The sequence below is a fragment of the Proteus alimentorum genome (genome assembly GCF_002607735.1).
Taxonomy (GTDB): domain Bacteria; phylum Pseudomonadota; class Gammaproteobacteria; order Enterobacterales; family Enterobacteriaceae; genus Proteus; species Proteus alimentorum.
Genome location: NZ_NBVR01000044.1, coordinates 91,066 through 117,326, shown reverse-complemented (window position 1 = coordinate 117,326; position 26,261 = coordinate 91,066). Strand labels below are relative to the sequence as shown.

The window sequence follows — 26,261 nt, the reverse complement described above, 5'->3', positions numbered from 1 at the left end:
ACATTTAGTTTAAAATCAAGAGAATATTTAGCCATGGAAAAACACCCCAAAGTTGGTGTCCAACTTTTGGGGTGCAGTTCAGCCTGGGGTTTGTATTTATAGCTTACTCAATATGCATAACCCGATAAGGATTAGTGAGTATTTTTATCAGAAGGTGTATCACTTTCTGACTCAGGTTTATCTTTTGGCTCACTCGCTACATGCGTTTGTGCTGGCTGGGCAGTAGTCGTTGTACCACTATTGCCATTATTGCCTTCCCAACCCGCAGGTGGACGAACATCTCGACGATTCATTAAATCATCAATTTGAGGCGCATCGATAGTTTCATAAGTCATCAGTGCATCTTTCATTGAGTGCAGAATATCAAGGTTGTCCATTAAGATCTGACGAGCACGAACATAGTTACGATCAACGATAGCTTTAATTTCTTCGTCGATTGTACGCGCTGTTTCATCAGACATATGTTGCGCTTTAGCAACAGAACGACCTAAGAACACTTCACCTTCTTCTTCTGCGTACAGCAATGGCCCTAATTTTTCAGAGAAGCCCCACTGTGTCACCATGTTACGTGCAATATTGGTCGCAACTTTGATGTCATTAGAAGCTCCCGTAGAAACATGCTCTACACCATAGATAATTTCTTCAGCTAAACGACCACCGTAAAGTGTTGAAATTTGGCTCTCTAACTTCTGACGGCTTGCACTAATTTGGTCGCCCTCAGGTAAGAAGAAAGTCACACCTAATGCACGTCCACGAGGAATAATCGTCACTTTATGCACTGGGTCATGTTCAGGGACTAAACGACCAATAATGGCGTGACCAGCTTCATGATAAGCGGTTGATGCTTTCTGTTCTTCAGTCATCACCATTGAACGGCGCTCTGCGCCCATCATTATCTTATCTTTCGCTTTCTCAAACTCAACCATTGAGACAACACGTTTATTACCACGTGCAGCGAATAAAGCTGCTTCGTTAACTAAGTTAGCTAAGTCAGCACCAGAGAAACCTGGTGTACCACGCGCTAAAATTGCTGGATCAACATCGGGTGATAAAGGCACACGACGCATATGGACTTTAAGGATTTGCTCACGTCCACGCACATCGGGTAAACCAACAACTACTTGACGGTCAAAACGACCTGGACGAAGTAATGCAGGGTCTAACACGTCTGGACGGTTAGTTGCCGCAATAACGATAATACCTTCATTACCTTCGAAACCATCCATTTCAACTAGCATTTGGTTCAGTGTTTGTTCACGCTCATCATGACCACCACCTAAACCTGCACCACGTTGACGACCGACCGCATCGATTTCATCGATAAAGATGATACAAGGTGCTGCTTTTTTAGCTTGCTCAAACATATCACGAACACGAGAAGCACCCACACCCACGAACATTTCAACGAAATCAGAACCTGAAATGGTAAAGAATGGGACTTTAGCTTCACCCGCGATGGCTTTTGCTAATAATGTTTTACCTGTACCTGGAGGCCCTACCATCAGAATACCTTTAGGGATTTTACCCCCTAATTTCTGGAAACGACCCGGATCACGTAAATACTCAACTAATTCGCTTACTTCTTCTTTCGCTTCATCACAACCCGCTACATCAGCAAAGGTTGTTTTGATTTGGTCTTCTGTCAACATGCGCGCCTTGCTTTTACCGAAAGACATCGCACCTTTACCGCCACCACCTTGCATTTGGCGCATAAAGAAAATCCAAAGACCAATCAGTAATAGCATTGGGAACCAAGACACAAAAATTTGAGTCAGAAGACTTTGGCCTTCAAGTGGTTCACCCGTTACTTTTACATTACGGTTCATTAAAGTGGTCAGCAGGTTATCATCACGCATAGGCATATACGTGCTGTACTTTGAGTTATCTGTTTTAGTTACATTAATATCATAACCACTTATGCTGACCTCGCGTAATTGGTTATTAGTTAACTCATTGATAAAGGTAGAGTAATCCACCTTACGACTATTCGAATCGCTGGGTCCGAAGCTCTGGAATAATGACATCAAAACGACTGCAATAACTAGCCAGAGGATCAGGTTTTTCGCCATGTCACTCAAGGGATTAACCTCATATTACAACTGTGTTAACAAATAGCTTTAGGGTACTAAAGTTTACGCCCTGTGGCTACAATATATACCTCACGAGAACGAGACCGCGAAGCGTCTGGTTTACGAACTTTCACTTTCGTAAACAGGGAGCGTATTTGCCCCAGGTATTCATCAAAGCCTTCTCCCTGAAACACTTTGACAATAAAACTTCCCCCGGGAGCCAGCACATCACGACACATATCAAGCGCTAATTCTACTAAATACATGGATCGAGGGATATCGACCGCGGGTGTACCGCTCATGTTTGGAGCCATGTCAGACATGACAACCTGGACTTTGTTTTCACCTACTCTATCAAGCAATGCCTTCAATACAAGTTCATCACGGAAATCGCCTTGAAGGAAATCGACTCCGACTATAGGATCCATAGGTAAAAGGTCACATGCGATGATTCGACCTTTGCTTCCTAACTGCTGTACAACGTATTGAGACCACCCTCCTGGGGCTGCTCCTAAATCGACAACGGTCATACCTGGTTTAAAGATATTGTCACTTTGCTGAATTTCTTCCAGTTTAAACCAAGCACGAGAGCGAAACCCTTTTTTCTTTGCTTGCTGAACATATTTATCACTAAAATGTTCTTGTAACCAGCGGCTAGAGCTTGCCGAACGTTTCTTATTGGCCATTGCGTTTTCCAACTATCATACACTTAGCTATCAAAATTTTTACTCTTTCACTCATTTAACCTCGTCTTAACGACATTTTATGGTGATAAGTGAGAGATGGCGTTAGAATAGATCGTTTTCAATCCCAACAAAGCAAAAATTAATGATGACTCTTAACAAAAAACAAATTCAACACCTGAAAGGGCTCGCTCATCACCTGAATCCAGTCGTTATGATTGGTAACAACGGGTTGACTGAAGGCGTTCTTGCAGAAATTGAACTCGCTCTGGCGCACCATGAGCTTATCAAAGTCAAAATCGCAGGCGAAGATCGAGATGTTAAAAACTTGATCGTGGCAGCGATTGTACGCGAAAGCGGTGCACAGAATGTACAAGTTATCGGAAAAATTCTTGTTCTTTATCGTCCTTCAGAAGCACGTAAGATTATTTTACCGAAATAAAACTTGTATCTTTATATAAAAATGCCATAACTAACTCTATGGCAAAAAAGGCCTTTTAAGGCCTTTTTTATATTACCACAGGATGGCAGTCTAGTTTTCTATAGAAACGTAAAATTATAAATTAAATGTATTCTACGTTTAAAACTTCGTACTCGACTTGTCCGCCCGGTGTAGTGATAACAACGACATCATCTAACTCTTTACCAATCAACCCACGCGCAATCGGTGAGTTAACAGAAATTAAGTTTTCTTTAATGTTCGCTTCATCATCACCCACAATGCGGTAAGTTTGCTCTTCTTCAGTTTCAACATTTAACAGTGTCACTGTTGAACCAAAAATAATACGGCCATTGTTATTCATCTTTGTAATATCAATGACTTGAGCATTCGATAATTTTGCTTCAATTTCTTGTATACGACCTTCACAGAAACCTTGTTGCTCTCTTGCAGCATGATATTCCGCGTTTTCTTTTAAGTCTCCATGTTCACGAGCTTCAGCGATAGCGGCAATAATCTCGGGACGACGAACACCTTTTAAATATTCCAGCTCTTCGCGTAATTTATCTGCACCTAGAACTGTCATAGGGATCTGATTCATGTGTTAATACCTCAATACTATTCCTAATAAAAAATAGGTATCATCCTGATTTTTTATACTAACAACACAGAGAAAAGGATCTATTTACTCTTCTCAAGACAAAAAAAGACACAGGCAACCTTAAATTGGGCCTGTCTCTACATATATTCGGTGAATGAGGGGGACGATATTATATTCCCAACTCATGCTATTGGGACGAAAACTAACCCTCCCATACTTAAAACTAAATCTAACACAACAGACGCATTGCTTCACGCCTTATCTCTCTTTATAAAGAGATAAACAGACTTTTTCCGATAATGAGCTAATCCTGCTTGTTACCGTTTACTTTTGCCCTCATTGCCCTTTAGTATTAGCCTCTGGCAATCAATACTGTAACGTTACACGCTATAGTCACGGATAGAGAAATTATGCGCTTACTATCAACATTTCGACGGATACTTTACACATTAAGTATCATCAGTTTTTCAACCCAAGCGATACCTGTTGAAAACTACACATCCCTTCTTCCTGAAGGAACACAAGTAGGTTTAATCACTCAACCCGTTGGCGCTGCTTATCCTAATCTTAACTACCATGCCAATCAATTAGCCCTTCCAGCAAGTACTCAAAAAGTGGTGACTGCACTTGCAGCATTACTTCAATTAGGTGGAAATTATCAATTCACCACAACAATGGAAACAGAAGGCAAAATAAAAGACAATCAGCTTAATGGTGATTTGATCTTTCGTTTTACAGGCGATCCTACCTTAACCCGCCAGCAATTAAGAGCAATGGTTGCCATATTAAAACAATCTGGTGTTACAAAAGTGCATGGTGATCTACTTATTGATACTTCTGCTTTTTCAAGCCATGACAAAGCACCCGGTTGGGTTTGGAATGATCTGACTCAATGCTTTAGTGCTCCTCCGAGTGCCGCAATTGTTGATAAGAACTGCTTTTCCGTCTTGCTGCAAAGTGGCAACAAAGAAGGCGATATTGCCACCATACGTAAAGCTTCTTTCTATCCTGTCACCGTTTTAAGTGAAGTTGAAACTTATGAAAAAGGATCGACTCGTACCCGTTTTTGTGAATTAGATGTCACCGTTCGTGACTTAAATACCTATGTCATCACAGGTTGTATTCCTAAACGTGACGATGCAGTACCTTTAATGTTTTCTATTCAAGATGGTGCGCATTGGGCTGGTACAATTTTAAAAGAAGAGTTACAGCGCGCCAATATTGAACTTGATGGATATATCAAACGTCGATCTCAACTAAAAGCGCCAGTGACTGTACTGGCACAGACACAATCAAAACCGTTACATAGCTTACTAACTACCATGCTAAAAGAGTCTGACAATATGATTGCAGACACCGTATTTAGAACCATTGGTCGTGAGTATTATGGTGTTGCAGGTACTTGGCGTTCTGGCGCAGAAGCAACCCGTGCGATTTTAAAACAAAAAGCCGGAATTGATTTAGGAAATACCGTTATGGTTGATGGCTCTGGTCTTTCTCGCCATAACCTCATTTCGCCTGCAACCATGATGCAAGTCCTTCAATATATTGGACAACATGAAGGTGAATTAAACTTTATCACTATGCTCCCCCTTGCAGGGCATGACGGTACATTACAATATCGAGGCGGTTTTCATGAAGCGGGTGTTGATGGCAAAGTTTCAGCCAAAACAGGTTCATTAAAAGGGGTTTACAATCTTGCGGGCTTTATGACCACAGCAAATGGACAGAAAGTTGCGTTTGTGCAATACGTTTCAGCGTATTCACCTCCTACACAGAATCGCAATGCTGGACGCGCTTATTTAGTGCGTTTTGAAACGAATCTGTATAAAGATATGTACAACAACCGCTAGGTTTACACGAGATAAATATAAGCAATAGATATGAAAAACGCCTGATTAATCAGGCGTTTTTATTTTAATCACCATCAGAATGACAATTAACGTTGGTAGATAAATTCAATACCTTCATCGTCTTCTTCATCCCAATCATCGTCGTCATCTTCTTCGAAATCAGGGTTTTCAAGCTGTTCTTTGTGGTAATCATCCCACATAAAGTCAACTTTTCCTGGCTCTGCTTTTGTTGCAACAATATCTTGCTCACGCGGAGTAACATTCAGGAATTCCATGATATTCCAGCAAAGTTTTTTTACACCTTCTTGGTTGATGGCCGCTATCATGTAATAGTTTTCATCCCAACCCAGCGCGTCAACAATTGCTTTTGCCTTCTCTTTTGCTTCTTCAGCATCAAGAAGATCAACTTTATTGAACACTAACCAACGCGGTTTCTGTGCTAATTTTTCGCTGTATTTCTCTAATTCAGAGATAATAATTTTTGCATTTTCCACAGGATCCGATCCATCAATAGGATCAATATCGATCAAGTGTAATAACACACGGCAGCGCTCTAAGTGTTTTAAGAATTGGATCCCAAGACCTGCACCATCAGCAGCGCCTTCGATCAATCCGGGAATATCTGCAACCACAAAACTTTGGTGATTATCCATACGCACCACGCCTAGGCTTGGTACTAACGTTGTAAATGGATAATCAGCAACTTTAGGTTTTGCTGCTGATACTGCACGAATAAATGTAGATTTACCCGCATTTGGCATACCAAGCATACCCACATCAGCTAATAGCATTAGCTCTAATAGAACTTCGCGAGATTCACCCGGCGTTCCCATTGTACGTTGACGTGGAGCACGGTTAACTGATGATTTAAAACGAGTATTACCTAAACCGTGGAAGCCACCTTTAGCAACCATTTGCTTTTGACCATGAGCAGTCAAGTCAGCAATGACTTCATTTGTTGCTAAATCACGGACACGCGTTCCGACAGGAACACTGATAGTAATATCTTGACCACGCTTACCCGTGCAATCACGACTGTGACCATTTTCACCACGTTCTGCGCGATAAGATTTTGTGAAACGGTAATCAATTAAGGTGTTAAGGTTTTCGTCTGCAATCATGTAGACATCACCACCATCACCACCATCACCACCGTCTGGTCCCCCGTTAGGGATATATTTTTCGCGACGAAAGCTTACACAGCCGTTACCACCATCGCCCGCGACGATTAGGATCTTGGCCTCATCAACAAATTTCATGATTTTACTCCGTATAGTAGCCATTAACGTGCTGGATGGCCGAAATTACCCAGAGATGGCCTTTTTTAAATATAAAAAGCCCCGCAACAGATTTGCAGGGCTTTTGACTCGGTGCTTAAAGGACCAGTAATTATTCAGCTTCGATGCTGATAAATTTACGGTTGTTTGGACCTTTAACTTCGAACTTAATTTTTCCGTCAGCTAATGCAAACAGGGTGTGGTCACGACCACAACCAACGTTAGTACCTGCATGGAACTTAGTACCACGTTGACGAACGATGATGCTACCTGCTAATACAGCTTCACCACCGAAACGTTTAACACCCAGACGTTTTGCTTCGGAATCACGACCGTTACGAGTCGAGCCGCCAGCCTTTTTATGTGCCATTGAACTACTCTCCTAAACCTTAAGCGATACCAGTGATTTTAACATCAGTAAACCACTGACGGTGGCCCTGTTGTTTACGGCTATGTTTACGACGACGGAACTTAACAATCTTAACTTTATCGCCGCGACCGTGAGCAACCACTTCCGCTTTAACTTTAACGCCCGCAAGGATTGGAGCGCCAATTTGAATGTCATCGCCATTAGCGACCATCATTACAGTATCAAACTCGATTGTTTCGCCAGTAGCTACTTCCAGCTTCTCTAAACGAATAGTTTGACCTTCGCTGACTCGGTGTTGTTTACCACCACTTTGGAAAACCGCGTACATATAAACTCCGCTTTCCGCACACTCCCAATATGTATAATTTGAGTGCACAATTAAAATATTCACATAGGGCGCGAATTCTACGCAAATTTAGTGCCGATGACAAGTACAGATCGCAAACTAGCGTTAAAAAAAAGAGTTTTTTACACGATATTTATTTCAGCCATTTTTAAAGTACAATCTAAATTATAAGAGAGTAAAATCTATGGCATGATCATTTTTTATTAATAATAACGCGCTCATTGGCGAGCCAAAGTCGAAAAAACATGAATTTAGAATCTATTATAAAACTAACATCCGCTGATATGACTGCGGTAAATGAGGCAATCCTTTACCAGCTTAATTCAGATGTTTCTTTGATAAACCAACTTGGTTACTACATCATTAGTGGTGGTGGTAAAAGGATCCGACCAATGATCGCAGTGCTCACTGGACGAGCATTGGACTATCAAGGTGACAAACATATCTCGGTCGCAGCGCTTATCGAATTTATTCATACTGCAACGTTGTTACATGATGATGTTGTTGATGAGTCTGATATGCGCAGAGGAAAACAAACGGCAAACGCTGTCTTTGGAAATGCTGCCAGTGTACTTGTTGGCGACTTTATTTATACACGATCCTTTCAGATGATGACGGATCTTGATTCGATGCGTGTATTAAAATTAATGTCTAACGCCACCAATGTGATCGCTGAAGGTGAAGTTTTACAGTTAATGAATTGTAACGATCCTGACATTTCTGAAGATGACTACATGCAAGTCATCTACAGCAAAACAGCGCGTCTCTTTGAAGCGGCTTCTCATGCATCAGCGATCCTTTCGGGTGCGACGCCTGAGCAAGAAAAAGCATTCCAAGATTATGGCCGTTATCTTGGGACTGCTTTCCAGCTCATTGACGATTTGCTTGATTATGATGCAGATAACAGCCAGCTGGGTAAAAACACTGGTGATGATCTTGATGAAGGCAAACCAACATTGCCATTACTTCATGCTATGCATAACGGCAATGATGAAGAATCTCAATTAATTCGCCAAGCCATTGAACAAGGTAATGGCCGCCATTTATTGGATACTGTTTTAAAGACGATGAAACAGTGTGGTTCTTTGGAATATACCCGTCAAAAAGCAGAAGAAGAAGCAGACAAAGCGATTGAAGCTTTATCCATTATACCTGACTCACAGTATAAAGATGCGCTTATTGGGCTTGCTCACGTCGCTGTACAACGTCTATCCTAATTCTAATGGTACTATCCCATTAATGGGATAGAAAAGCCCGCCAGAGCGACTATGTCGACTCTGGTGGGTTTTTTAATTTATTGAGCACTTCTTCATTTTCTCGCTCAATAGCATCTTGATTATCAGCATCAATATAACTAATGAGCTTGGCTAGCCCTTCACGCAGTACAAATTTCACAATTTTTTCACGTTCTGATTTAGTTAATTGATAATAGGCTTCAACCCAAATCAAAAAAGCATCCTGACGCTTGGATAAATACTCTGCGGGAGGTTCATGCGCAGCTAATACACCGATAACTTCATCAGGCAGACTTTTCACTGAATACTCAACCGCTTTTCCCTGCACACCTCGTTTACGACGGTTTTCCCATCCTTCACGACGCGCCATCAAGTTAACTCCCTGCGGTGAGTTAGGTAATCCCGCAAGCCCCACTAATTCTTTCGCTGTATACCATTCTTTTTTCATGATCTCATCTCACATTCAACTAAGAGGTTAGTCAGATAGATATCTGTTGCGGATAACGCAATAATAGATTCTTTAAAATCGCTTAATCATTGACGATTTTTTCTAAAAAACTTCTAATACCATCCCGCAATATCAGCTCTGTTAATGTTTTTTGTTCACCATCATTTAGTTGTTGGAATGCTTTCACCCAGATAACGAGTGGCTCCTCTTTTTTATTTAATTTGTAATGTGCTAATGGTTCATAAAGTTCCAGAGCAATTAAAGTTTCATCTGGTAAACAAGAATAATGATATTCAACACCATTACCTTGCTTATTCTTTATCTTTTGTTTTTGCCATAATTCACGTTTAGCTTTTGCGTTTACACCTTGTGGTGATTTAGGTAATCCACCTATACCCGTCAATTCCTTTGCCGTATACCACTCTTTTTTCATTATGTTTCTCTAAAATTGTTATCAACTTCAAAAAAGAAATTATTAAGAAAAAAATCAGAAATCTTTTTAGAAAAATAATGTTATTTTATTTTCTAAATAATCAGTTTAAATGCTTTAGGACATTTCTAATAAACTGTTATTTATACCACTAACACAGCAATTAATTTTATAGAAAAAGGATTAAAAATGATTTCAAGGAAATCTGATTGGCATCCTGCCGATATTATTGCCGCACTTAGAAAACGAGGAACAACACTGGCTGCCATCTCTCGCCAAGCAGGGTTAAGCTCTTCAACACTCGCTAATGCGCTATCACGCCCTTGGCCTAAAGGAGAGAAAATCATTGCTGATTATCTTGGTGTAGCTCCTAGTGAAATTTGGCCTAGCCGTTATTTCCATCCTGAAACAGGAGAATTACTTGAGCGAAAGATTCGTACCAAAACTAATAATTAACTAATAATTACAGGCATTATAATTAATAAAAAAAACCGCTGATATAGTATCAGCGGTTTTTATTTAAATTTGCATTATTTTTATAGCAAAAAAAGTATTTCTTTATTTATTAATAAATTCTTCACCAAGAATTATATCTTTTTTCAATACATCTAACATTCCATCAAGAGATTGCTTTTCAAAATCACTTAATTTACCAATAGATAAATATTCCTCTACACCGTTTTTACCTAAAAGAATTGGTTGTGCAAAGAAACGGGCATATTCTCCGTCGCCTTCGGTGTAGGTACATTCAATAACATTTTTCTCGCCATTTAGAGCGCGAATTAATGAAAGACCAAAACGCGCGGCTGCTTGACCCATAGATAATGTTGCTGAACCGCCACCCGCTTTAGCTTCAACAACCTCAGTACCTGCGTTTTGAATACGTTTAGTCAATGCTGCAACTTCATCATCGGTAAATGAAACGCCATCAACTTGAGATAATAGAGGAAGAATAGTCACACCAGAGTGGCCACCAATCACAGGAACGTTGGTTTTTTGTGGATCTTGACCTTTTAGTTCTGCAACAAAGGTATTGGCGCGAATAATATCGAGCGTGGTGATACCGAAAAGACGTTTCTTATCATAAACGCCAGCTTTCTTAAGCACTTCGGCTGCGATAGCAACGGTTGTATTCACTGGGTTAGTAATAATACCGATAAGTGCTTTCGGGCAATTTTGTGCAACCTTTTCAATTAAGTTACGCACAATACCTGCGTTAACATTGAAAAGATCAGAACGATCCATGCCTGGTTTACGAGCAACACCCGCAGAAATCAGGACAACATCAGCGCCTTTTAGCGCAGGAGAAGGATCTTCACCCGCAAAACCTTTTACCGTAACTTGAGTGGGGATATGGCTTAAGTCAGCTGCGACACCCGGTGTGACGGGAGCGATATCATATAAAGAGAGTTCACTACCAGCTGGAAGCTGATTTTTAAGAAGAAGTGCCAGTGCCTGACCAATACCGCCTGCTGCACCGAGAACTGCTACTTTCATTCTGATACTCCTTAGTTTACGAGATAGTGGAACGCCTTCGAGATACTCACTATTACGCAATTCACCTTTTAAAAAACAATTATTTAACAGCAATATTGCATAATAAGGCATTTTCAGTGAAAAAAAATACTTTGGTTATTCTAAACAAATTGCTTATCTGTTAATGAGATAGTGGACACTCTTTTGATAAATAATTTCAATAAATATGACAAAATGTTAAGTACACCATCATCCTTGTGATAATCATATAAGCTTATCATTTATTTAACAAATATTTTACTTTCTTTAAATTATCACATTCACGCACTGTAAATAAAATTTTTTTGCAGTACGTTTTACTTTACAATTTTGAGGAGGCTCTCACTCGCCTTTTTTCGTCTTATGTTGCATAAAAATTCACTTCTCTGCATAATACACGGGTTATTGATAACTCACTAAAGGTGAACTATGCGCGTTCCTTCTAAGCAAGAAGACTTGGTTAAAGCGTTTAAAGCCCTGCTGAAAGAAGAAAAATTCAGTTCACAAGGCGAGATTGTGACTGCATTACAAGAGGCTGGATTTGATAATATTAATCAGTCCAAAATCTCTCGTATGCTAACAAAATTTGGTGCAGTAAGAACTCGTAACGCCAAAATGGAAATGGTGTATTGCCTTCCTACTGAGCTTGGCGTACCAACAGCAAGCAGCCCATTAAAAAATCTGGTACTCGATATCGATCATAACCACTCTGTTGTGGTGATAAGAACGAGCCCAGGTGCGGCACAACTTATTGCACGTTTATTAGATTCATTAGGCAAAGCAGAAGGGATCCTTGGCAGTATTGCGGGTGATGACACTATTTTTTCAACACCAGCACCGGGATTTTCCACAGAAGAATTACGAGATGCTATTCTGAATCTTTTTGATCAAGAATTATAATTAGCTTTTCTACAGCGTCAAAAAGTAAGCCACTGAATTTTCAGTGGCTTATTTATTTTTAATACTGGCGATCAGCATCTTTAGGCTGTGCTAATTTTGCGAGCAGCTTTTCATGAATACCACCAAAACCGCCATTACTCATAATTAAAATATGATCACCTGCTTGAGCTTCTTTCGCAATCATATCAACGAGTGTATCCAGATCTGTACTCCAGCGGGCTGGTTGTACACAATGCTCTGCAATATCACTCACTAACCATTGAATATTAGGTGGCTGGAATAAAAAGACTTCATCAGCTCGACCTAATGCAGGTGCGATATCATCCTTGCTAATTCCCATTTTCATGGTATTTGAACGAGGCTCTAACACCGCAATAATACGAGCAGTTCCACCGACTTTACTGCGTAATGCTTCAAGCGTTGCCAAAATCGCGGTAGGATGATGTGCAAAGTCATCATAAACACTGACTTGGTTAACCTCACCACGTAGCTCTAAACGACGACGCGCATTAATAAACTTATCTAATGCTTCACAAGCATCAGCAGGTAAAACGCCAACGTGGTGCGCTGCCACAATCGCCATTAAGCCATTTTGCATGTTGTGTTCACCAGAAAGTCCCCAGCATACCTCCCCGACTCGCTCACCTTTATGAAATACCTCAAAATGACTGCTGTCATTACTGAGTTTTTTGGCTTGCCAATCTCCCGTTTCCCCCGTGAACTCTTGTTCACTCCAACATCCCATTCCAATGGTCTGTTTTAAATTCATATCGTTATCAGGCATGATGATTTTCCCTGAGCCTGGGACGATACGAACTAAGTGATGGAATTGTTTTTGAATTGCCGCTAAATCATCAAAAATATCGGCGTGATCGAATTCAAGGTTATTTAAAATCAGTGTGCGTGGAGAGTAATGAACAAATTTAGAGCGCTTATCAAAAAAAGCACTGTCATATTCATCGGCTTCAATCACAAAGAAAGGGCTTTCGCCTAACTGTGCAGATACTTGGAAATTGCCCGGTACACCGCCAATTAAAAAACCGGGTTTATAACCACAGTCTTCTAAAACCCAAGCCAGCATACCTGCTGTTGTCGTTTTACCATGGGTTCCAGCAACAGCTAACACCCAACGTTCAGGTAAAATATAATCATGTAGCCACTGAGGGCCAGAAGTATAAGGCAAACCTTTTTCAAGTACAGCTTCAACACAAGGATTTCCTCGTGTCATCGCATTACCAATAATTACCATGTCAGGGGCAGGTTCTAATTGTTTTGGGTCATATCCCTCAATCAGTTCGATTCCCTGATTTTCTAATAAAGTACTCATGGGTGGATAGACATTAGCGTCTGAGCCTGTGACTTTGTGTCCTTTCGCTCTAGCTAGAATGGCAAGACTCCCCATAAAGGTGCCACAAATACCAAGAATATGAATGTGCATGAATTTCTGTCCAATAGCATGAAGTTGGTCACTATTCTAACGATCAAAAAGCAGATAAGAAACGGATTAACCTTTGAATCATCCGATTCTTTGGCTAAACTTGCCACCACCAAGGAGATTTTTCCTCCTTTTTACTTTACCCACTCACATTCAGGACCTGCGTCATGAAAACATTAGGCGAATTTATCGTCGAGAAACAACAAGATTTTCCCCATGCAACGGGTGAACTTACTGCATTACTTTCAGCAATTAAGCTTGGGGCTAAAATTATCCACCGTGATATTAACAAAGCAGGGTTAGTCGATATTCTTGGTACTAACGGTGTTTCTAATGTTCAAGGTGAAGCCCAGATGAAACTGGACCTTTACGCGAATGAGAAACTAAAAGCTGCATTAAAAGCGCGTGGTGAAGTTGCGGGTATCGGATCAGAAGAAGAAGATGATATTGTTATCTTTGAAGGTGATCGTGCTGAAAATGCCAAGTATGTTGTACTAATGGATCCTTTAGATGGTTCGTCGAATATTGATGTAAACGTTTCCGTCGGAACAATTTTCTCTATTTACCACCGTATTACACCTATTGGTCAATCTGTCACTTTAGATGACTTCTTACAACCCGGTCATCGTCAAGTCGCTGCTGGCTATGTCGTTTATGGCTCATCAACCATGTTAGTTTATACAACAGGTTGTGGTGTTCATGCCTTTACTTACGATCCCTCTTTGGGTGTATTCTGCTTATCTCATGAAAGTGTACATTTCCCACCAACAGGAAATATGTACTCAATCAACGAAGGTAACTACATCAAATTCCCATTAGGGGTAAAAAAATACATTAAGTATTGCCAAGAACAAGATGCGGCAACAAATCGCCCTTATACCACACGTTATATTGGTTCTTTAGTTGCTGATTTTCATCGCAACTTACTGAAGGGGGGTATTTATATTTACCCAAGTACTGCAAGCCACCCTACTGGTAAATTACGTTTACTCTATGAATGCAATCCAATGGCGTTCTTAGCCGAACAAGCTGGCGGTAAAGCAAGTAACGGTAAAGAGCGTATTCTTGATATCGAACCAAAAGAACTTCACCAACGTATGCCTTTCTTTGTCGGGACTAAATCGATGGTTGAACAAGCTGAAAGCTTTATGGCGCAATATCCAGACGAAGAATAATCCATTCGTTTAGCATGGACATAGATAAACCGGACTTCTTATTCGTCCGGTTTTTTCATCCTTCAAAACAGCGCTTTCTTTTATTTGCTGCTTATTTTTACGCCAGAACGCAACATGTTCGGCAAAAAACGGGTATTGTTAAAAACTTTTCGCTATACTAAAGGCCACGTAAAATTAATTTTTTTATAGGAAATTTTTTATGAGCCTGAATCATGTTCCTGCTGGTAAAGAACTACCAGAAGATATCTATGTTGTTATTGAAATCCCAGCAAATGCTGATCCTATCAAATACGAAGTTGATAAAGAAAGTGGCGCACTGTTCGTTGACCGTTTTATGTCAACTGCAATGTTCTACCCATGCAACTACGGTTACATCAACAACACGTTATCTTTAGATGGTGACCCAGTAGACGTTCTGGTTCCAACTCCATATCCATTACAACCAGGTTCAGTTATTCGTTGCCGTCCTGTTGGCGTACTGAAAATGACTGACGAATCAGGTGAAGATGCGAAACTGGTTGCAGTTCCACATACTAAACTGAGCAAAGAATACGATCACATTAAAGATGTGAACGATCTGCCTGAACTGTTAAAAGCACAGATCAAACATTTCTTTGAACACTACAAAGATTTAGAAGCGGGTAAATGGGTTAAAGTTGACGGTTGGGAAGGCGTAGAAGCCGCTAAAGCTGAAATTCTGTCTTCTTTCGAACGCGCTAAAAAATAATCCTTGAGCGAATCAAGATATTACAAGGCAAATAACCCCCTAGCATTGGGTTTATTTGCCTTTTATTTCATCATCTTTTGCCCACCTATTTTAAGTTAAAAAGTGTGCCTTTAAATCTAATAAATTAAAATCCGCTTTTCATACTTGTTCTCACTTCTTATGTTCTCTTTTATTCATCATAGATAAATTACCCTCTTTAAATCACAAATATTGACTTTCATATACTTTTGAAATTACTTTCGATATGTTTCGTGTGATCAATTCAAAAGAAATTGAAGACTTTTTAATCTATGTTAATGCCATATCTAATGAATAAGAGAGGTTAAAATGTCTATAACACGTCGAGATTTGTTAAAGGGTGCTGCCGTGGGTGCGACAGGATTATCACTGGTTTCACCACTGTCTGCATTATCCCCATCAACGAAAGAGTGTATAACCCCATTAAATGCACCTAAAAATCCTAAGAATATTTTAATTATTACCGCAGACCAATTAGCAAAACGGGGTATCTCTGCTTATGGCAATAAAGAGGTAAAAACTCCCGTTATCGACTCGATTTTAAATACAGGAACAAGTTTCCATAATGCATATTGTGCTTACCCCTTATGTGCTCCTTCAAGGGCTTGTTTTTGGACTGGAAAATTACCACATCAGACAGGCATTATTTCCAATGACAGCCCAAACATACCAGAAACAATGTCCACATTAGGAACGTTGTTTTCACAAGCAGGATATGAGTGTAAACATTTTGGAAAACAGCACGATTATGGCTCATTAGAAGGATTTGATTGTGCGCCCCAAATAGAAAAAGAATTTAATGCTCACCCAGCCTTTCCTGTTGATTATGATACGAAAGAAGATGTGTATTGTTTAGAAGAAAGCCTGAAATATATCAATTCACTCCCCAAAAGAGAGGAAAAAAAGCCATTTTTATTAGCCGTTGAATTTAATAATCCCCACAATATAAATGGATGGACAGGAAATTTTGCAGGTGAGCATGGTGACATCGAAAATATCGGACAATTGCCACCTTTGCTTGATAATTTTGATACTGCTGATGACCTTAAAAATAGACCTAAAGCGATTCAATATGCTTGCTGTACACATAACAGAGTTATGCAATCAGGGAAATGGAATGAGAAAAATTTCCAGCAATATCTCAAAGCCTATTACTATTTTACTGAATTAGTAGACAGTTATATTGGACAAGTTATCAATGCATTAAAAAAGAGTGGGTATTGGGAAGATACGCTTGTTGTTTTCTTCTCTGACCATGGTGATGCGATGGGAGCACACCGATTAGTCGCTAAAATGAATTGGTTTTATGAAGAATCGACAAATGTACCTTTTGCATTTTCAGGGCCGGGTATTCAATCTGGTGCTTTAAAAAATGAGTTAACATCCCTTTGTGATTTATTACCTACTCTCTGTGATTATATCGGAATTGATTACCCTAAAAATATTTATGGTCGCTCTTTGTACCCGTTATTAACTGGAAAGAAAATGAAAGAGTGGAGAGATAGTGTCATTTGCCACTGGAATACTGACCGAAATGTCGATGTTCAACCAGCAAGAATGTTAAGAACAGAAAACTTTAAATATATTATTTACAAAGAAGATGAAGAAGAAGAACTCTACGATATGGTTAATGATCGAGGTGAAACCCAAAACCTCAGTCACCATCCTGATTATCAACAAATAAAAAAAGAATTACGGCTCAAATTAGACAATGAGATCCGCAACAATTCAGATCCTTTTTATGTTCAAGAAGTCATTATTAATAAAAAATGGCGTAGCCATGAAGTGGGATATCAACACCATACGGGTGAAACAAGTATTCAAGTTTATCAGAAAAAAATTAGACCATTATTGGCTGAAAATGAAATAGATAAAGCGAGACGAATGCGACTTGATTTATATAAAGAAGCGCGGCTCTCTTATATTTGTGAAAAATAAGCATTAATTTCTTCGCAGATAAAAACGGCTCGATATCACTATCGAGCCGTTTTTAAACATATTTCAGTAAAAGGCAAATTTAACCTATTACTCTTCTTCGTGACGTTTTAGCCAGTCACCGCATTTTATTTCACGTAAACCATCAACAGGCTTTTGATAAAGATAGATCCAAGCACTGCCATAAGGCGTTGAAATCAGTTGACGCTTGTAATCTTGATCGTTCTTTTTCAATTCATCAAGCTCGGTCAAGATAGAAGGCGTTATCCGATAGACTTCGCACTCTATTTCACCGTCACCTTCAATAACCGCAGGGTAGAACCCTAAATCATAGAGTTTATATCCCACCAATTTATGCTCACCCAAAAGTTGTGCATAGGTCATCCAGTGATGGTTACCTTGGTTTTGCCGTAAACTACCATAAACAATAATTCGCATATAATTTAAAACTCAAATTGATAAAGCAGATCTATTGCCTGATTCATACCAGACACTGCTTGTAAATACAACCTGGGCATCAAGCGATAACGTAAGGTTAACGTCGCTAGCGAATCAAATATACCCACTCCATACTTCACTTGCAGATCGTTTGTGATCTTACCGCTGACCACAACTTGTGAGTTATCCCCCACCCCTTGTGTATCAAGCGCTAAATCCGAAACGCCAAAGGTTTCACCAATGCGCCCTACAAGCTGGCCACTTTGACCAACGCCTAATCCTATCAGCATTGCTGTCATTTGTGATGAATCCGCATCACCACTTTTATCTAACCCTTCACCTCTTAACAAATAAGATAACGCTTCTTGCTGTGTGAAAGCAGGTTCAGAGAAAATTTCAACTTTAGGTTTATCTGCAAGCCCTGTCACCCTGACACCTGCAATCACATTATTTGCCGTATTTTCAGGATTACGAATAGCTTCAATATTTAAGTAAGGTTGATCAACTGGCCCTGAGAACAAGATCTGACCCTTACGGACTTGTAGATCTTGCCCATAGGCTTTGAATTCGCCTTTTGGAATATCTATTTGGCCATTTAAACCTAGTCCTTGTTTATTCTGATTGACTTTGAGTGCTCCCGTCAATCGAGCTTTAAGCCCAAATGCGTCCAGTGTCACATCATCGCCAATATTAATCGCTAAATTACTTTGAATTGGAATCGATGTCTCTTTTGGTGCAATTGGCTGTAAGTTTTTATCCAGCATCACTTCATCAGAAGACGCTGATACCGCAGATTCTGGTAAATCTTGCACCACAATGCGCGCCCAAGGGATATCAATGCGACCGTCTAATTTCAGTAAATGTGGGCTTGCCTCAAACACTAAATCAGGGTTGACATCAATACGAACCATCGGAGGTAATGCAACACGTAACTTATTACCATTTGCTGCCACAACAGCGCGCCATTCCTCTAATTTACGCCAATCAGCATTACCCGTAAGATTTAAATAACCTTCTGGGGTTTCGATTCTGCCACTTAAATCAGAGGTTGCACCATTAAAGCTAATATCAACATTTCCTTTGGTGATATCAAATGGGATCCAATGCCCAACCACTTTTAATTGATTAATACCGAATTGACCAAATAACAGTGGAGATTGCGCATTTCCGCCTAAACGTAATTGAGCCCCCACGCTTCCTTGAGCTATTTCACCTTTCCCTAAGAACGGTTTGATTAAATCTAATGTCAGATTATCAATATCAACCGTACCAGACAGTTGGCGTTTTTTCTCAAGATCAGCAACATGCACATTACCTTTAAAATCACCATTACCCGCAATACTAATCAACCATTGCAATGTCGCTTTGCCATTGTTAACGCCCGCATTTAAAGTAATTGCATCAAAATCAATTGGTAAAACAGTACCATCAATATTCTGTTTTACACCAACACCTTGCCCTTTCAGGTTTACAGATGCTTTCGGTAATCCACCTTTTGAGTTCCATGTTGCTGTTGCATCACCCGTAAATACGCCTCGAACAGAAGTCTCTGCTGGTAGGAAAGGTTTGATCATGGCTAAATCAAAACGTGTCAATGTGATTGCTGCAGATCCGCTTTCGCCCACCGTTATCGTTTTAGGCACACAAACTTGTGCATTTGGGTTTACCCAACAATGAGAACCAATGGTGACTTCTTGTTTTTCTGCCAACAAATTTAACGCCATGGCTTTATTTAAACGCCACTCACCTACAGGAGTATCAAATGCCGTATTATTTAGCGTTCCTTTCCATTGCTGTTTTTCTTTATCGAATGAACCCGCTAATGTCAGTCCACCAGAAACAGGCTCTCCATCCATTTTTAGCGTCAGTTTATGCTGTTTTTCTGTACCTGCAGCATCCAGCGTTAAATTACGAATAACTAAATCAGCTTGTTTTAATTGACGAGCAGTAATAGCGAGTTTGCCACCAATTTCTTTGTCTGATTGAACATCACCTTTAACCGTGATGGATTCAACACTGACTTGATCTTGCCATTTAATACCATGAGCATTGATATCAGCGATAATCTTAGGCTTGTTCATATCACCACGAATATTAACCTTACCTTTAATTACTCCAGCCAACCCAGGCACTAAACCATTTAATCCTGACGCATTAATATTGGCATCTAATGCCCACTTATCACCTAAATGCCCTTCAATATCGAGGTTATTTTTACCCAGAATGAGTTTTAATTGGGGAATATTCCATTGCCCTGAATCGTTACCATACGCATTCCCTCTCGCCTTAATTAGATTATTTTTAAAGTTACCATCTAAGGTAATTTCGGGAACACGTAGTTGCCAACTTCCACCATACAGACTGCCTGTTGTCGCAATACGCCCATCTAATTTTGCAGGTATATCAGGATACTGTTTTACAGTATTAATTCCTGAAATAGTAAGTAAGGCATTCCAGCTAATCGCCTTACTCCAATCAGCAACACCCGTGATATCAGCATGGCCTTGTAATGCAGCTAAACGCAGACGTGTTAATTCAATTTTTTCTTCATTACCTTTTGCATCCACCGTTAATTTAGCCGGTGGAATTTCCTGACCTTGGATATCAGAACGCAATGAAAGATCGTAATTATCAGTCTGACCATTGAGACGTAATCGGGTGTCATTAAGTTGGTACTGTACATCCCCAGTTAAAGGCCAACGTACTTTTTGACTTTCAAGTGTCAATTTTAATGGAAGGTGTGGTTTTGCCAGTTCAGCTTGAGCGTCTAAAGTTGCGGTAACCGTTCCTGTTAAAGAGAGAGCTAATTTAAGCTCTTCGAGTAATGCGCCTTGTAAAGAAAGCGTCGCTTTTTGATCTTTAAAATCTTCAAGCCCTGCCACATCACGAATAGTCGCATTCACATTTAAATTAACAGGCCACTGCTTATCTAGGGTAATTCCCCCATTTAAACTAACCTCACCTTCTGGTGCATCAACATTTAATTTAGTGAGATTAACCTGTTTACCTTGCGTATTGGCTTCAAAAGATAATTGGTTAATCGTAACCGGTGTATCCCCTGTTATTTGTAACTGCTTACCTTCAATACCTTCAACATTCACATCAACAGGAATAATAATTTCGGGTAAATCAGCTAACAGAGGTTTAGCAAAAATCGCTTTAATTGTCGCAGCTAAAGCCTGTTCTTTTTCTTCTTGTGTTGTCGGTTCAGTTTGAGGTTTTACCGTGACAACTTCGTTTACATCTTGTGCAACCGCTTCAATGCTGCCTTCTTCTGGCGTTTTCGGTAATGCCACCAGCAAATCATTAATAAGTGTTGGATTTAATGTAACTTGACGACCTTCCCACTGTGCACCCGTTTTAAATTCACCAAGCGAGATTGCCATATCATCAATCTTCACATGCGTATTTTCTAATGAAAGTGAATTTAAATAGATAGGTAATGGTGCATTAAGCTCTGTTAAAGGCTCTGAAGGCGGTGTTTCTTCTGAAGGGGGAAAAGCACTAGTATCGACATTAACAACAACATCGCGTGTGCCTAATGTATCGACACAAATTTGTTTATCAATCAGACACGCTAAACGTAATCCTAATGATAATTCACCCACATTAACATCAACACCGGGCATTTGATATTCAACACCCGTTAAACGTAGATCTTGCCAGCCACCATTAACGTCTTTAATAGCTAAGCCGGGAACCCAACGTGCTGCGCTATTAATAGCGAAGTGCAAACCTGATTGTGTTCCCAAAATCCAAGCGACAGCACCGAAGGTAAGCAAAATAATGATAAGGAGGGTAAGTGCAATCCATTTCAACCACTTCTTCATAACTCTGCTCCTAACCCGATATAAAACTGGAGTCTGCGCTTATCGACATCACTGACAGGTAATGCTAAATCAAATTTGATGGGGCCAACAGGTGATGCCCAACGAACACCTGCACCGGCACCTGTTTTAAAATCACTTCGAGTAAAATCGTTAATCGCTTCACCACTATCAATAAAGACAGCACTCCACCAATTACCTGTCACGTTATATTGGTATTCAACTGAACCCACCAGCATTCTTGAGGCACCCGTTAAGTTACCTTTGCTATCTTCCGGTGAAATGCTTTGGTATTTAAAACCACGAACACTTCTATCCCCCCCCGCAAAGAAACGAAGTTCAGGTGGTACTTGCTCAAAAGCATTGGTTTCAATCCAACCAAAATTACCCCTGACAACAAAACGATGTCCATCCCAAGGCGTACGTATCCACACTTGTTGAGCATTGAAAGCTAAGAACTCAACATCAGACCCCCAAATTTTATTTGAGTAATTTATAGAGTAACGTTGGCTATCTCCCCAATAAGGCATCATGCCACCGCGTTGACGAACCCGACTCGCATTAACCCCTGGGTATAACAACATAGTGGTATAAGTGTCTTGCCCTTGGGTAAAGTGGCTAAGGCTCCAGCGGGTATTTACGCTATATTGCCAGCCTGTAGACATATCCCAATTTCGAGAAAGATTCAGCGTTGTCGTATCAGAACGCGTGTCATTATAGTCTGTTCTCTTAAAACCGCCGTCTATCGCATAGTATTGCTCTAATGGATTGACTTTCAATGGGATTTTGTATTTTGCACCAATGGATTGCTCGGGTTGAGAAATACTAAGATCTGACGTCAAACTATGACCTCGGGAATTCATCCAAGGTTTATTCCACTGCATATTCAACCTAGGCCCCACATCGGTTGCATAGCCTCCCCCTAATTCAACGTAGTTACGAGAGCGAGGAGAGACAACCGCATCCATTGGTAGCAAATAAGAATGTTCACTACGTGCTTTTGCAATATCAGGCGTCACGAGTGCCGAGTTAAACCAACCTGTTGCCGCTAAGCGTCGATTAAATTCTGCAAGCTCTTCTGAGGAGTAATATTGCCCTTCTTTAAAAGGAACAATATTTTGTAGATAGTCTTCACGGATTTGAGAGCCGGTATAATTCACTTTACCAAAACGGTAACGTTCGCCACTATTAAAGACAAAATCCCAATAAGAGGCGTGATTATCTAAAGAAACACCGAGCTGACTTTTTTCCATTTCAGCATCAAAGTAACCACGGCGAACAGCAAGCCCGGTTAGCGAACTTTTGAGCTGTTCATAATCACCATGATTTAACACACTATCAAGTGGCGGCGTGTTCTCTTTAATGACCTTCGCATATTGCTCATCGGTTTTAGCGCCACCTTCAAGAACAATATCCACACCTTTGAGTAAAATAGGAATACCCGGCTCTACTTTTGCCGTTAATACCGAGCGTGCTGGTGGTGTGTTTTCTTGATAAGAGAATGTCACAGTAGGCTGATAATAGCCTAATGGGCGAAGTCCTTCTTGAATTGCCTTTTCAACACGCGCACGAAAACGCCCGTCAGGTGCAACCTCTTCTGTTGTAATGTTTGATAGCTGGACTCGCGCATTTTTTTCGAGTTGCCCTTCTAAACCTTCCACTTTTAAACGCAAATTTGCCCCATAGACAACTGGTGCAGTGAAAGACAGACAGAGAACGTAGATAACAGAGTATCTCGGCACGTTTTCTCCTCAGTATTTTTATTTAATCCATTCGATGAATTGACGACAAATAGTTATAAGCTTTATTGTAGATTTAGTTTATAACAATATTAAACCTTTACCATAGTAAAGCGTTTACAAATATAAAAAATGGAGTCTACCTTGCAACATGAAGCTTACCAACCAGAGAATGCCTTAAAGGGTAATCCGACACCATTAGAAATATCTGCTAAACATGCAGTAAATGGGCATTCTATTAATGATATTCCTGAAAAGATGAGTATCGCTTATTTTGCGATGGGCTGTTTTTGGGGAGTTGAACGTCTGTTTTGGCAACAACACGGCGTTTACTCAACAAGTGCAGGTTATAGCGGTGGTGTAACAGAAAATCCAACCTACCAACAAGTTTGCCAAGGATTAACGGATCATAGTGAAGTTGTGAGAGTCGTTTTTGATCCCACAATAATTAGCTACTCACAACTTTTGGCTCTTTTTTGGGAAAACCACAATCCATCACAAGGTATGCGCCAAGGTAACGATATTGGTAGCCAATATCGTTCTGCTATTTACACGGTTAATGCAGAGCAATATACACAAGCGATTGAGTCCAAAAAACGTTATCAACAAGCAATGAATACTCAAGGTGCTACTGAAGCAATCACCACAGAAATTCAGCCAGCGGGCCCTTTTTATTTTGCTGAAGATTACCACCAGCAATATTTATACAAAAATCCACAAGGTTATTGTGGATTAGGTGGGATAGGTATCTGCTATCCTCCTGAAAAGTAAAACTAGCAGAAAATAGCAGGGCGATGATATAATTACGCCCTCTTATCTTTCTTTGTGAATAATTTCATCACAATATATTGATTTATCTTCTATTTTTAACACTCTAGTATTACCCTCTGGATTAAATACTTGGGGTGGTGTGAGCCTTATATGCTTAATAGTTTACTCATTGTGCTTTTGCTTTGTGCTATCAGCGCCTTTTTTTCGCTGTCTGAAATCTCTCTTGCTGCTTCTCGTCGAATTAAACTCAAACAACTAGTTGATGAGGGCAATATTAACGCCGCTCGTGTATTAAAAATGCAAGAAATGCCAGGCATGTTTTTTACCGTCGTGCAAATAGGATTAAATGCCGTCGCTATCTTAGCGGGTATTGTTGGTGAATCCGCCTTCTCTCCTTCACTCAAAAGCTTCTACCTCCAATTTTTCGAAGAGCCTTTAGCGCAACAGCTTGGATCTATTTGTTCCTTTATTATTGTCACCTCCATGTTCATTTTACTGGCTGACTTAACACCGAAACGTATTGGTATGATTAAACCAGAAGCTATCGCGCTAAGAATTGTTAATCCAATGCGTTTTTGCCTAGCCTTTTTCCGCCCTCTTGTTTGGCTCTTTAATGGCATGGCTGACCTTATTTTCAAATTGTTTAAAATTCCGATGGTCAGAAATGAAGACATCACTTCGGATGATATTTTTGCCATTGTTGAAGCAGGTGCTGTTGCGGGTGTCTTACGCAAACAAGAGCATGAGCTGATTGAAAATGTCTTTGAATTAGAATCACGCACAGTGCCTTCTGCAATGACACCACGAGAAGATGTGGTCTATTTTGATCGTGAAGAAACCGAAAGCGATATCAAACAAAAAATTGCCACTCAACCTCACTCTAAATTTTTAGTTTGTGAAGGTGATATCGACCATATTATTGGTTATGTCGATTCCAAAGAGCTTCTTAATCGCGTTATTAACGGACAAAGCCTAAACCTCAATGAAGGTGTTCATATCCGTAAAGCGCTGATTATTCCTGACACATTAACGCTTTCAGATATGTTGGAAAGCTTTAAAACATCCGGTGAAGACTTTGCCATCATCCTTAATGAATACGCGATGGTGATGGGTGTTATTACACTAAATGACGTGATGACAACCTTAATGGGCGATTTAATTGGACCGGGACAAGAAGAGCAAATTGTGAGCCGTGATGAGCACTCATGGTTAGTTGAAGGCGGTACGCCAATTGATGATGTGATGCGTGTACTTGATATCGACGATTTCCCTGATTCAAGTAACTACGAAACCATCGCCGGTTTTATGATGTATCGCTTGCGTAAAATTCCAAAACGTACTGATTATGTGAAGTTCTCAGGATATAAGTTTGAGGTTGTCGATATTGATAATTACAAGATAGATCAATTACTTGTAACAAAAATTGATGATATTCCTCCTGTTAAACCTGTTTTACAAGAACATGTTCCTGTGACGCAGACGACCACAACAGAAGTCGATACTCAAAAAAATGAGAATAATAAAGTAGCTGATTAATTAGTAACGAAATGCAATTAATAACTGAGTCTTATCTAACTCATCAAAGAAAAAGACTCAGTTATCTATCAGATAAAAGTTAGCCCATTTCTGCTTTCAGTAAAACGACCTGCTGGTTCACTTCACTCATGACATTAAAATGTAGCTTATCTCTTATTTTAGGTAATAGAATTTTACCGTAATCGAATTCAAATGCACCCATTCCTTTGATGTAAAACCGTCCACGAAATAATGTCTTAACGTAGAGAGCAATTTTTTCAGGGTTATAGCGATTGAAGATTTTCATCTTTCAGTTAGTCTCCCATGCTCGTTGTTGAGTTTAATAAGTCATAAAGACTTATCTTTATATATCAAATTTAAAGACCTAATTATAAGTACTAGGTTCAACTTATTTGATTTTCTTATCTGTTTTTACATTAATTGACAGTAAAGAATATAAATAAAGATAGCGCGTGCGTTATTTTACCCACTCAATGTTAAATAAATGTATCAGC

The 26,261-nt window shown here is 39.9% G+C and carries 24 protein-coding genes; 10 read left to right on the top strand and 14 right to left on the bottom strand.

Going from position 1 to position 26,261, the window contains the following annotated elements; translation table 11 throughout:
* Positions 1-131: 131 nt before the first annotated feature.
* Together ftsH and rlmE are read right to left on the bottom strand one after the other, a co-directional pair.
* On the bottom strand, positions 132-2,078 hold the full coding sequence (gene ftsH, locus B6258_RS17825) for an ATP-dependent zinc metalloprotease FtsH (protein ID WP_075673624.1): 1,947 nt from the start codon (positions 2,076-2,078) through the stop codon (positions 132-134).
* Positions 2,079-2,125: 47 nt separating this feature from the next.
* Positions 2,126-2,755, bottom strand: a complete 630-nt coding sequence (gene rlmE, locus B6258_RS17820; RefSeq protein ID WP_036939360.1) for a 23S rRNA (uridine(2552)-2'-O)-methyltransferase RlmE — start codon at positions 2,753-2,755, stop codon at positions 2,126-2,128.
* Positions 2,756-2,900: 145 nt separating this feature from the next.
* Here rlmE and yhbY point away from each other — a divergent pair, with 145 nt between their 5' ends.
* A complete protein-coding gene (gene yhbY / locus B6258_RS17815) occupies positions 2,901-3,194 on the top strand; it encodes a ribosome assembly RNA-binding protein YhbY (RefSeq protein ID WP_036914752.1) in 294 nt (97 codons plus the stop codon).
* Positions 3,195-3,315: 121 nt separating this feature from the next.
* On the opposite strand, the gene greA is transcribed toward yhbY, so the two are convergent.
* Entirely contained in the window at positions 3,316-3,792 is a 477-nt protein-coding gene (greA, locus tag B6258_RS17810) for a transcription elongation factor GreA (RefSeq protein ID WP_099076394.1), read from the bottom strand.
* A gap of 410 nt (positions 3,793-4,202) precedes the next feature.
* Between greA and dacB the strand changes: the two genes are divergently transcribed.
* On the top strand, positions 4,203-5,645 hold the full coding sequence (gene dacB, locus B6258_RS17805; RefSeq protein ID WP_099076393.1) for a serine-type D-Ala-D-Ala carboxypeptidase: 1,443 nt from the start codon (positions 4,203-4,205) through the stop codon (positions 5,643-5,645).
* An 86-nt stretch (positions 5,646-5,731) separates the two neighbouring features.
* Here dacB and cgtA read toward each other — a convergent pair whose 3' ends face one another.
* The 3 genes from cgtA to rplU all read right to left on the bottom strand — a co-directional run bounded on the left by cgtA (position 5,732) and on the right by rplU (position 7,620).
* The gene (cgtA, locus tag B6258_RS17800) at positions 5,732-6,904 is read right to left on the bottom strand and encodes an Obg family GTPase CgtA (protein WP_099076392.1); all 1,173 of its coding nucleotides are present in this window, start codon (positions 6,902-6,904) and stop codon (positions 5,732-5,734) included.
* Positions 6,905-7,034: 130 nt separating this feature from the next.
* A complete protein-coding gene (gene rpmA, locus B6258_RS17795; RefSeq protein WP_006535706.1) occupies positions 7,035-7,292 on the bottom strand; it encodes a 50S ribosomal protein L27 in 258 nt (85 codons plus the stop codon).
* A gap of 19 nt (positions 7,293-7,311) precedes the next feature.
* A complete protein-coding gene (rplU, locus tag B6258_RS17790) occupies positions 7,312-7,620 on the bottom strand; it encodes a 50S ribosomal protein L21 (protein WP_006535707.1) in 309 nt (102 codons plus the stop codon).
* A gap of 263 nt (positions 7,621-7,883) precedes the next feature.
* Here rplU and ispB point away from each other — a divergent pair, with 263 nt between their 5' ends.
* Entirely contained in the window at positions 7,884-8,855 is a 972-nt protein-coding gene (ispB, locus tag B6258_RS17785) for an octaprenyl diphosphate synthase (protein ID WP_099076391.1), read from the top strand.
* A gap of 49 nt (positions 8,856-8,904) precedes the next feature.
* Here the strand turns inward: ispB and B6258_RS17780 are convergent, their stop codons facing one another.
* Both B6258_RS17780 and B6258_RS17775 read right to left on the bottom strand, forming a co-directional pair.
* Positions 8,905-9,321, bottom strand: coding sequence for a DNA-binding protein (locus B6258_RS17780; protein WP_036939375.1), 417 nt, complete (start codon positions 9,319-9,321; stop codon positions 8,905-8,907).
* 82 nt (positions 9,322-9,403) lie between these two features.
* Complete coding sequence (locus tag B6258_RS17775) at positions 9,404-9,754, bottom strand: DNA-binding protein (protein WP_099076390.1); 351 nt, start codon at positions 9,752-9,754, stop codon at positions 9,404-9,406.
* Positions 9,755-9,940: 186 nt separating this feature from the next.
* On the opposite strand from B6258_RS17775, the gene B6258_RS17770 reads away from it, so the two are divergent.
* Positions 9,941-10,207 (top strand): helix-turn-helix domain-containing protein, encoded by a 267-nt coding sequence (locus B6258_RS17770; RefSeq protein ID WP_075672811.1) that lies wholly within the window; start codon positions 9,941-9,943, stop codon positions 10,205-10,207.
* 102 nt (positions 10,208-10,309) lie between these two features.
* Here the strand turns inward: B6258_RS17770 and mdh are convergent, their stop codons facing one another.
* Complete coding sequence (gene mdh / locus B6258_RS17765) at positions 10,310-11,248, bottom strand: malate dehydrogenase (protein WP_099076389.1); 939 nt, start codon at positions 11,246-11,248, stop codon at positions 10,310-10,312.
* A 447-nt stretch (positions 11,249-11,695) separates the two neighbouring features.
* Between mdh and argR the strand changes: the two genes are divergently transcribed.
* Positions 11,696-12,166, top strand: coding sequence for a transcriptional regulator ArgR (argR, locus tag B6258_RS17760; protein ID WP_006535714.1), 471 nt, complete (start codon positions 11,696-11,698; stop codon positions 12,164-12,166).
* A 58-nt stretch (positions 12,167-12,224) separates the two neighbouring features.
* Here argR and mpl read toward each other — a convergent pair whose 3' ends face one another.
* On the bottom strand, positions 12,225-13,604 hold the full coding sequence (gene mpl / locus B6258_RS17755; protein ID WP_099076388.1) for a UDP-N-acetylmuramate:L-alanyl-gamma-D-glutamyl-meso-diaminopimelate ligase: 1,380 nt from the start codon (positions 13,602-13,604) through the stop codon (positions 12,225-12,227).
* A gap of 164 nt (positions 13,605-13,768) precedes the next feature.
* Here mpl and fbp point away from each other — a divergent pair, with 164 nt between their 5' ends.
* The 3 genes from fbp to B6258_RS17740 all read left to right on the top strand — a co-directional run bounded on the left by fbp (position 13,769) and on the right by B6258_RS17740 (position 17,459).
* Positions 13,769-14,776 carry a class 1 fructose-bisphosphatase gene (gene fbp / locus B6258_RS17750; RefSeq protein ID WP_023583589.1) on the top strand — a complete coding sequence of 336 codons (1,008 nt, stop codon included), beginning with the start codon at positions 13,769-13,771 and terminating at the stop codon, positions 14,774-14,776.
* A gap of 199 nt (positions 14,777-14,975) precedes the next feature.
* Positions 14,976-15,503 (top strand): inorganic diphosphatase, encoded by a 528-nt coding sequence (gene ppa, locus B6258_RS17745; protein ID WP_098941362.1) that lies wholly within the window; start codon positions 14,976-14,978, stop codon positions 15,501-15,503.
* Positions 15,504-15,830: 327 nt separating this feature from the next.
* Positions 15,831-17,459, top strand: a complete 1,629-nt coding sequence (locus tag B6258_RS17740; protein ID WP_099076387.1) for a sulfatase family protein — start codon at positions 15,831-15,833, stop codon at positions 17,457-17,459.
* Between the two features lie 87 nt (positions 17,460-17,546).
* Here B6258_RS17740 and B6258_RS17735 read toward each other — a convergent pair whose 3' ends face one another.
* From B6258_RS17735 to tamA, 3 genes are read right to left on the bottom strand one after another with little or no spacing between them, the layout of a single operon-like run.
* Positions 17,547-17,894, bottom strand: a complete 348-nt coding sequence (locus B6258_RS17735) for a gamma-glutamylcyclotransferase family protein (RefSeq protein WP_099076386.1) — start codon at positions 17,892-17,894, stop codon at positions 17,547-17,549.
* Positions 17,895-17,899: 5 nt separating this feature from the next.
* Complete coding sequence (tamB, locus tag B6258_RS17730) at positions 17,900-21,724, bottom strand: autotransporter assembly complex protein TamB (RefSeq protein ID WP_099076385.1); 3,825 nt, start codon at positions 21,722-21,724, stop codon at positions 17,900-17,902.
* Complete coding sequence (gene tamA, locus B6258_RS17725) at positions 21,721-23,463, bottom strand: autotransporter assembly complex protein TamA (protein ID WP_099076384.1); 1,743 nt, start codon at positions 23,461-23,463, stop codon at positions 21,721-21,723. Before tamA ends, tamB begins: the two co-directional genes overlap by 4 nt.
* 129 nt (positions 23,464-23,592) lie before the next feature.
* Here tamA and msrA point away from each other — a divergent pair, with 129 nt between their 5' ends.
* Both msrA and paeA read left to right on the top strand, forming a co-directional pair.
* The gene (gene msrA / locus B6258_RS17720; RefSeq protein ID WP_099076383.1) at positions 23,593-24,231 is read left to right on the top strand and encodes a peptide-methionine (S)-S-oxide reductase MsrA; all 639 of its coding nucleotides are present in this window, start codon (positions 23,593-23,595) and stop codon (positions 24,229-24,231) included.
* 150 nt (positions 24,232-24,381) lie between these two features.
* The gene (gene paeA, locus B6258_RS17715) at positions 24,382-25,767 is read left to right on the top strand and encodes a polyamine export protein PaeA (RefSeq protein WP_099076382.1); all 1,386 of its coding nucleotides are present in this window, start codon (positions 24,382-24,384) and stop codon (positions 25,765-25,767) included.
* 79 nt (positions 25,768-25,846) lie between these two features.
* Here the strand turns inward: paeA and B6258_RS17710 are convergent, their stop codons facing one another.
* Positions 25,847-26,053 (bottom strand): DUF1107 domain-containing protein, encoded by a 207-nt coding sequence (locus tag B6258_RS17710; RefSeq protein ID WP_006535730.1) that lies wholly within the window; start codon positions 26,051-26,053, stop codon positions 25,847-25,849.
* Between the last annotated feature and the right edge of the window lie 208 nt (positions 26,054-26,261).

Coding starts and splice junctions, on each gene's coding strand:
- B6258_RS17770 (WP_075672811.1), top strand. CDS start 9,941: ATGATTTCAAGGAAATCTGATTGGCATCCTGCCGATATTATTGCCGCA.
- greA (WP_099076394.1), bottom strand. CDS start 3,792: ATGAATCAGATCCCTATGACAGTTCTAGGTGCAGATAAATTACGCGAA.
- msrA (WP_099076383.1), top strand. CDS start 23,593: ATGGAGTCTACCTTGCAACATGAAGCTTACCAACCAGAGAATGCCTTA.
- B6258_RS17775 (WP_099076390.1), bottom strand. CDS start 9,754: ATGAAAAAAGAGTGGTATACGGCAAAGGAATTGACGGGTATAGGTGGA.
- mdh (WP_099076389.1), bottom strand. CDS start 11,248: ATGAAAGTAGCAGTTCTCGGTGCAGCAGGCGGTATTGGTCAGGCACTG.
- ispB (WP_099076391.1), top strand. CDS start 7,884: ATGAATTTAGAATCTATTATAAAACTAACATCCGCTGATATGACTGCG.
- B6258_RS17735 (WP_099076386.1), bottom strand. CDS start 17,894: ATGCGAATTATTGTTTATGGTAGTTTACGGCAAAACCAAGGTAACCAT.
- fbp (WP_023583589.1), top strand. CDS start 13,769: ATGAAAACATTAGGCGAATTTATCGTCGAGAAACAACAAGATTTTCCC.
- tamB (WP_099076385.1), bottom strand. CDS start 21,724: ATGAAGAAGTGGTTGAAATGGATTGCACTTACCCTCCTTATCATTATT.
- yhbY (WP_036914752.1), top strand. CDS start 2,901: ATGACTCTTAACAAAAAACAAATTCAACACCTGAAAGGGCTCGCTCAT.
- mpl (WP_099076388.1), bottom strand. CDS start 13,604: ATGCACATTCATATTCTTGGTATTTGTGGCACCTTTATGGGGAGTCTT.
- cgtA (WP_099076392.1), bottom strand. CDS start 6,904: ATGAAATTTGTTGATGAGGCCAAGATCCTAATCGTCGCGGGCGATGGT.
- B6258_RS17710 (WP_006535730.1), bottom strand. CDS start 26,053: ATGAAAATCTTCAATCGCTATAACCCTGAAAAAATTGCTCTCTACGTT.
- rlmE (WP_036939360.1), bottom strand. CDS start 2,755: ATGGCCAATAAGAAACGTTCGGCAAGCTCTAGCCGCTGGTTACAAGAA.
- ppa (WP_098941362.1), top strand. CDS start 14,976: ATGAGCCTGAATCATGTTCCTGCTGGTAAAGAACTACCAGAAGATATC.
- rpmA (WP_006535706.1), bottom strand. CDS start 7,292: ATGGCACATAAAAAGGCTGGCGGCTCGACTCGTAACGGTCGTGATTCC.
- paeA (WP_099076382.1), top strand. CDS start 24,382: ATGCTTAATAGTTTACTCATTGTGCTTTTGCTTTGTGCTATCAGCGCC.
- B6258_RS17780 (WP_036939375.1), bottom strand. CDS start 9,321: ATGAAAAAAGAATGGTATACAGCGAAAGAATTAGTGGGGCTTGCGGGA.
- argR (WP_006535714.1), top strand. CDS start 11,696: ATGCGCGTTCCTTCTAAGCAAGAAGACTTGGTTAAAGCGTTTAAAGCC.
- B6258_RS17740 (WP_099076387.1), top strand. CDS start 15,831: ATGTCTATAACACGTCGAGATTTGTTAAAGGGTGCTGCCGTGGGTGCG.
- rplU (WP_006535707.1), bottom strand. CDS start 7,620: ATGTACGCGGTTTTCCAAAGTGGTGGTAAACAACACCGAGTCAGCGAA.
- dacB (WP_099076393.1), top strand. CDS start 4,203: ATGCGCTTACTATCAACATTTCGACGGATACTTTACACATTAAGTATC.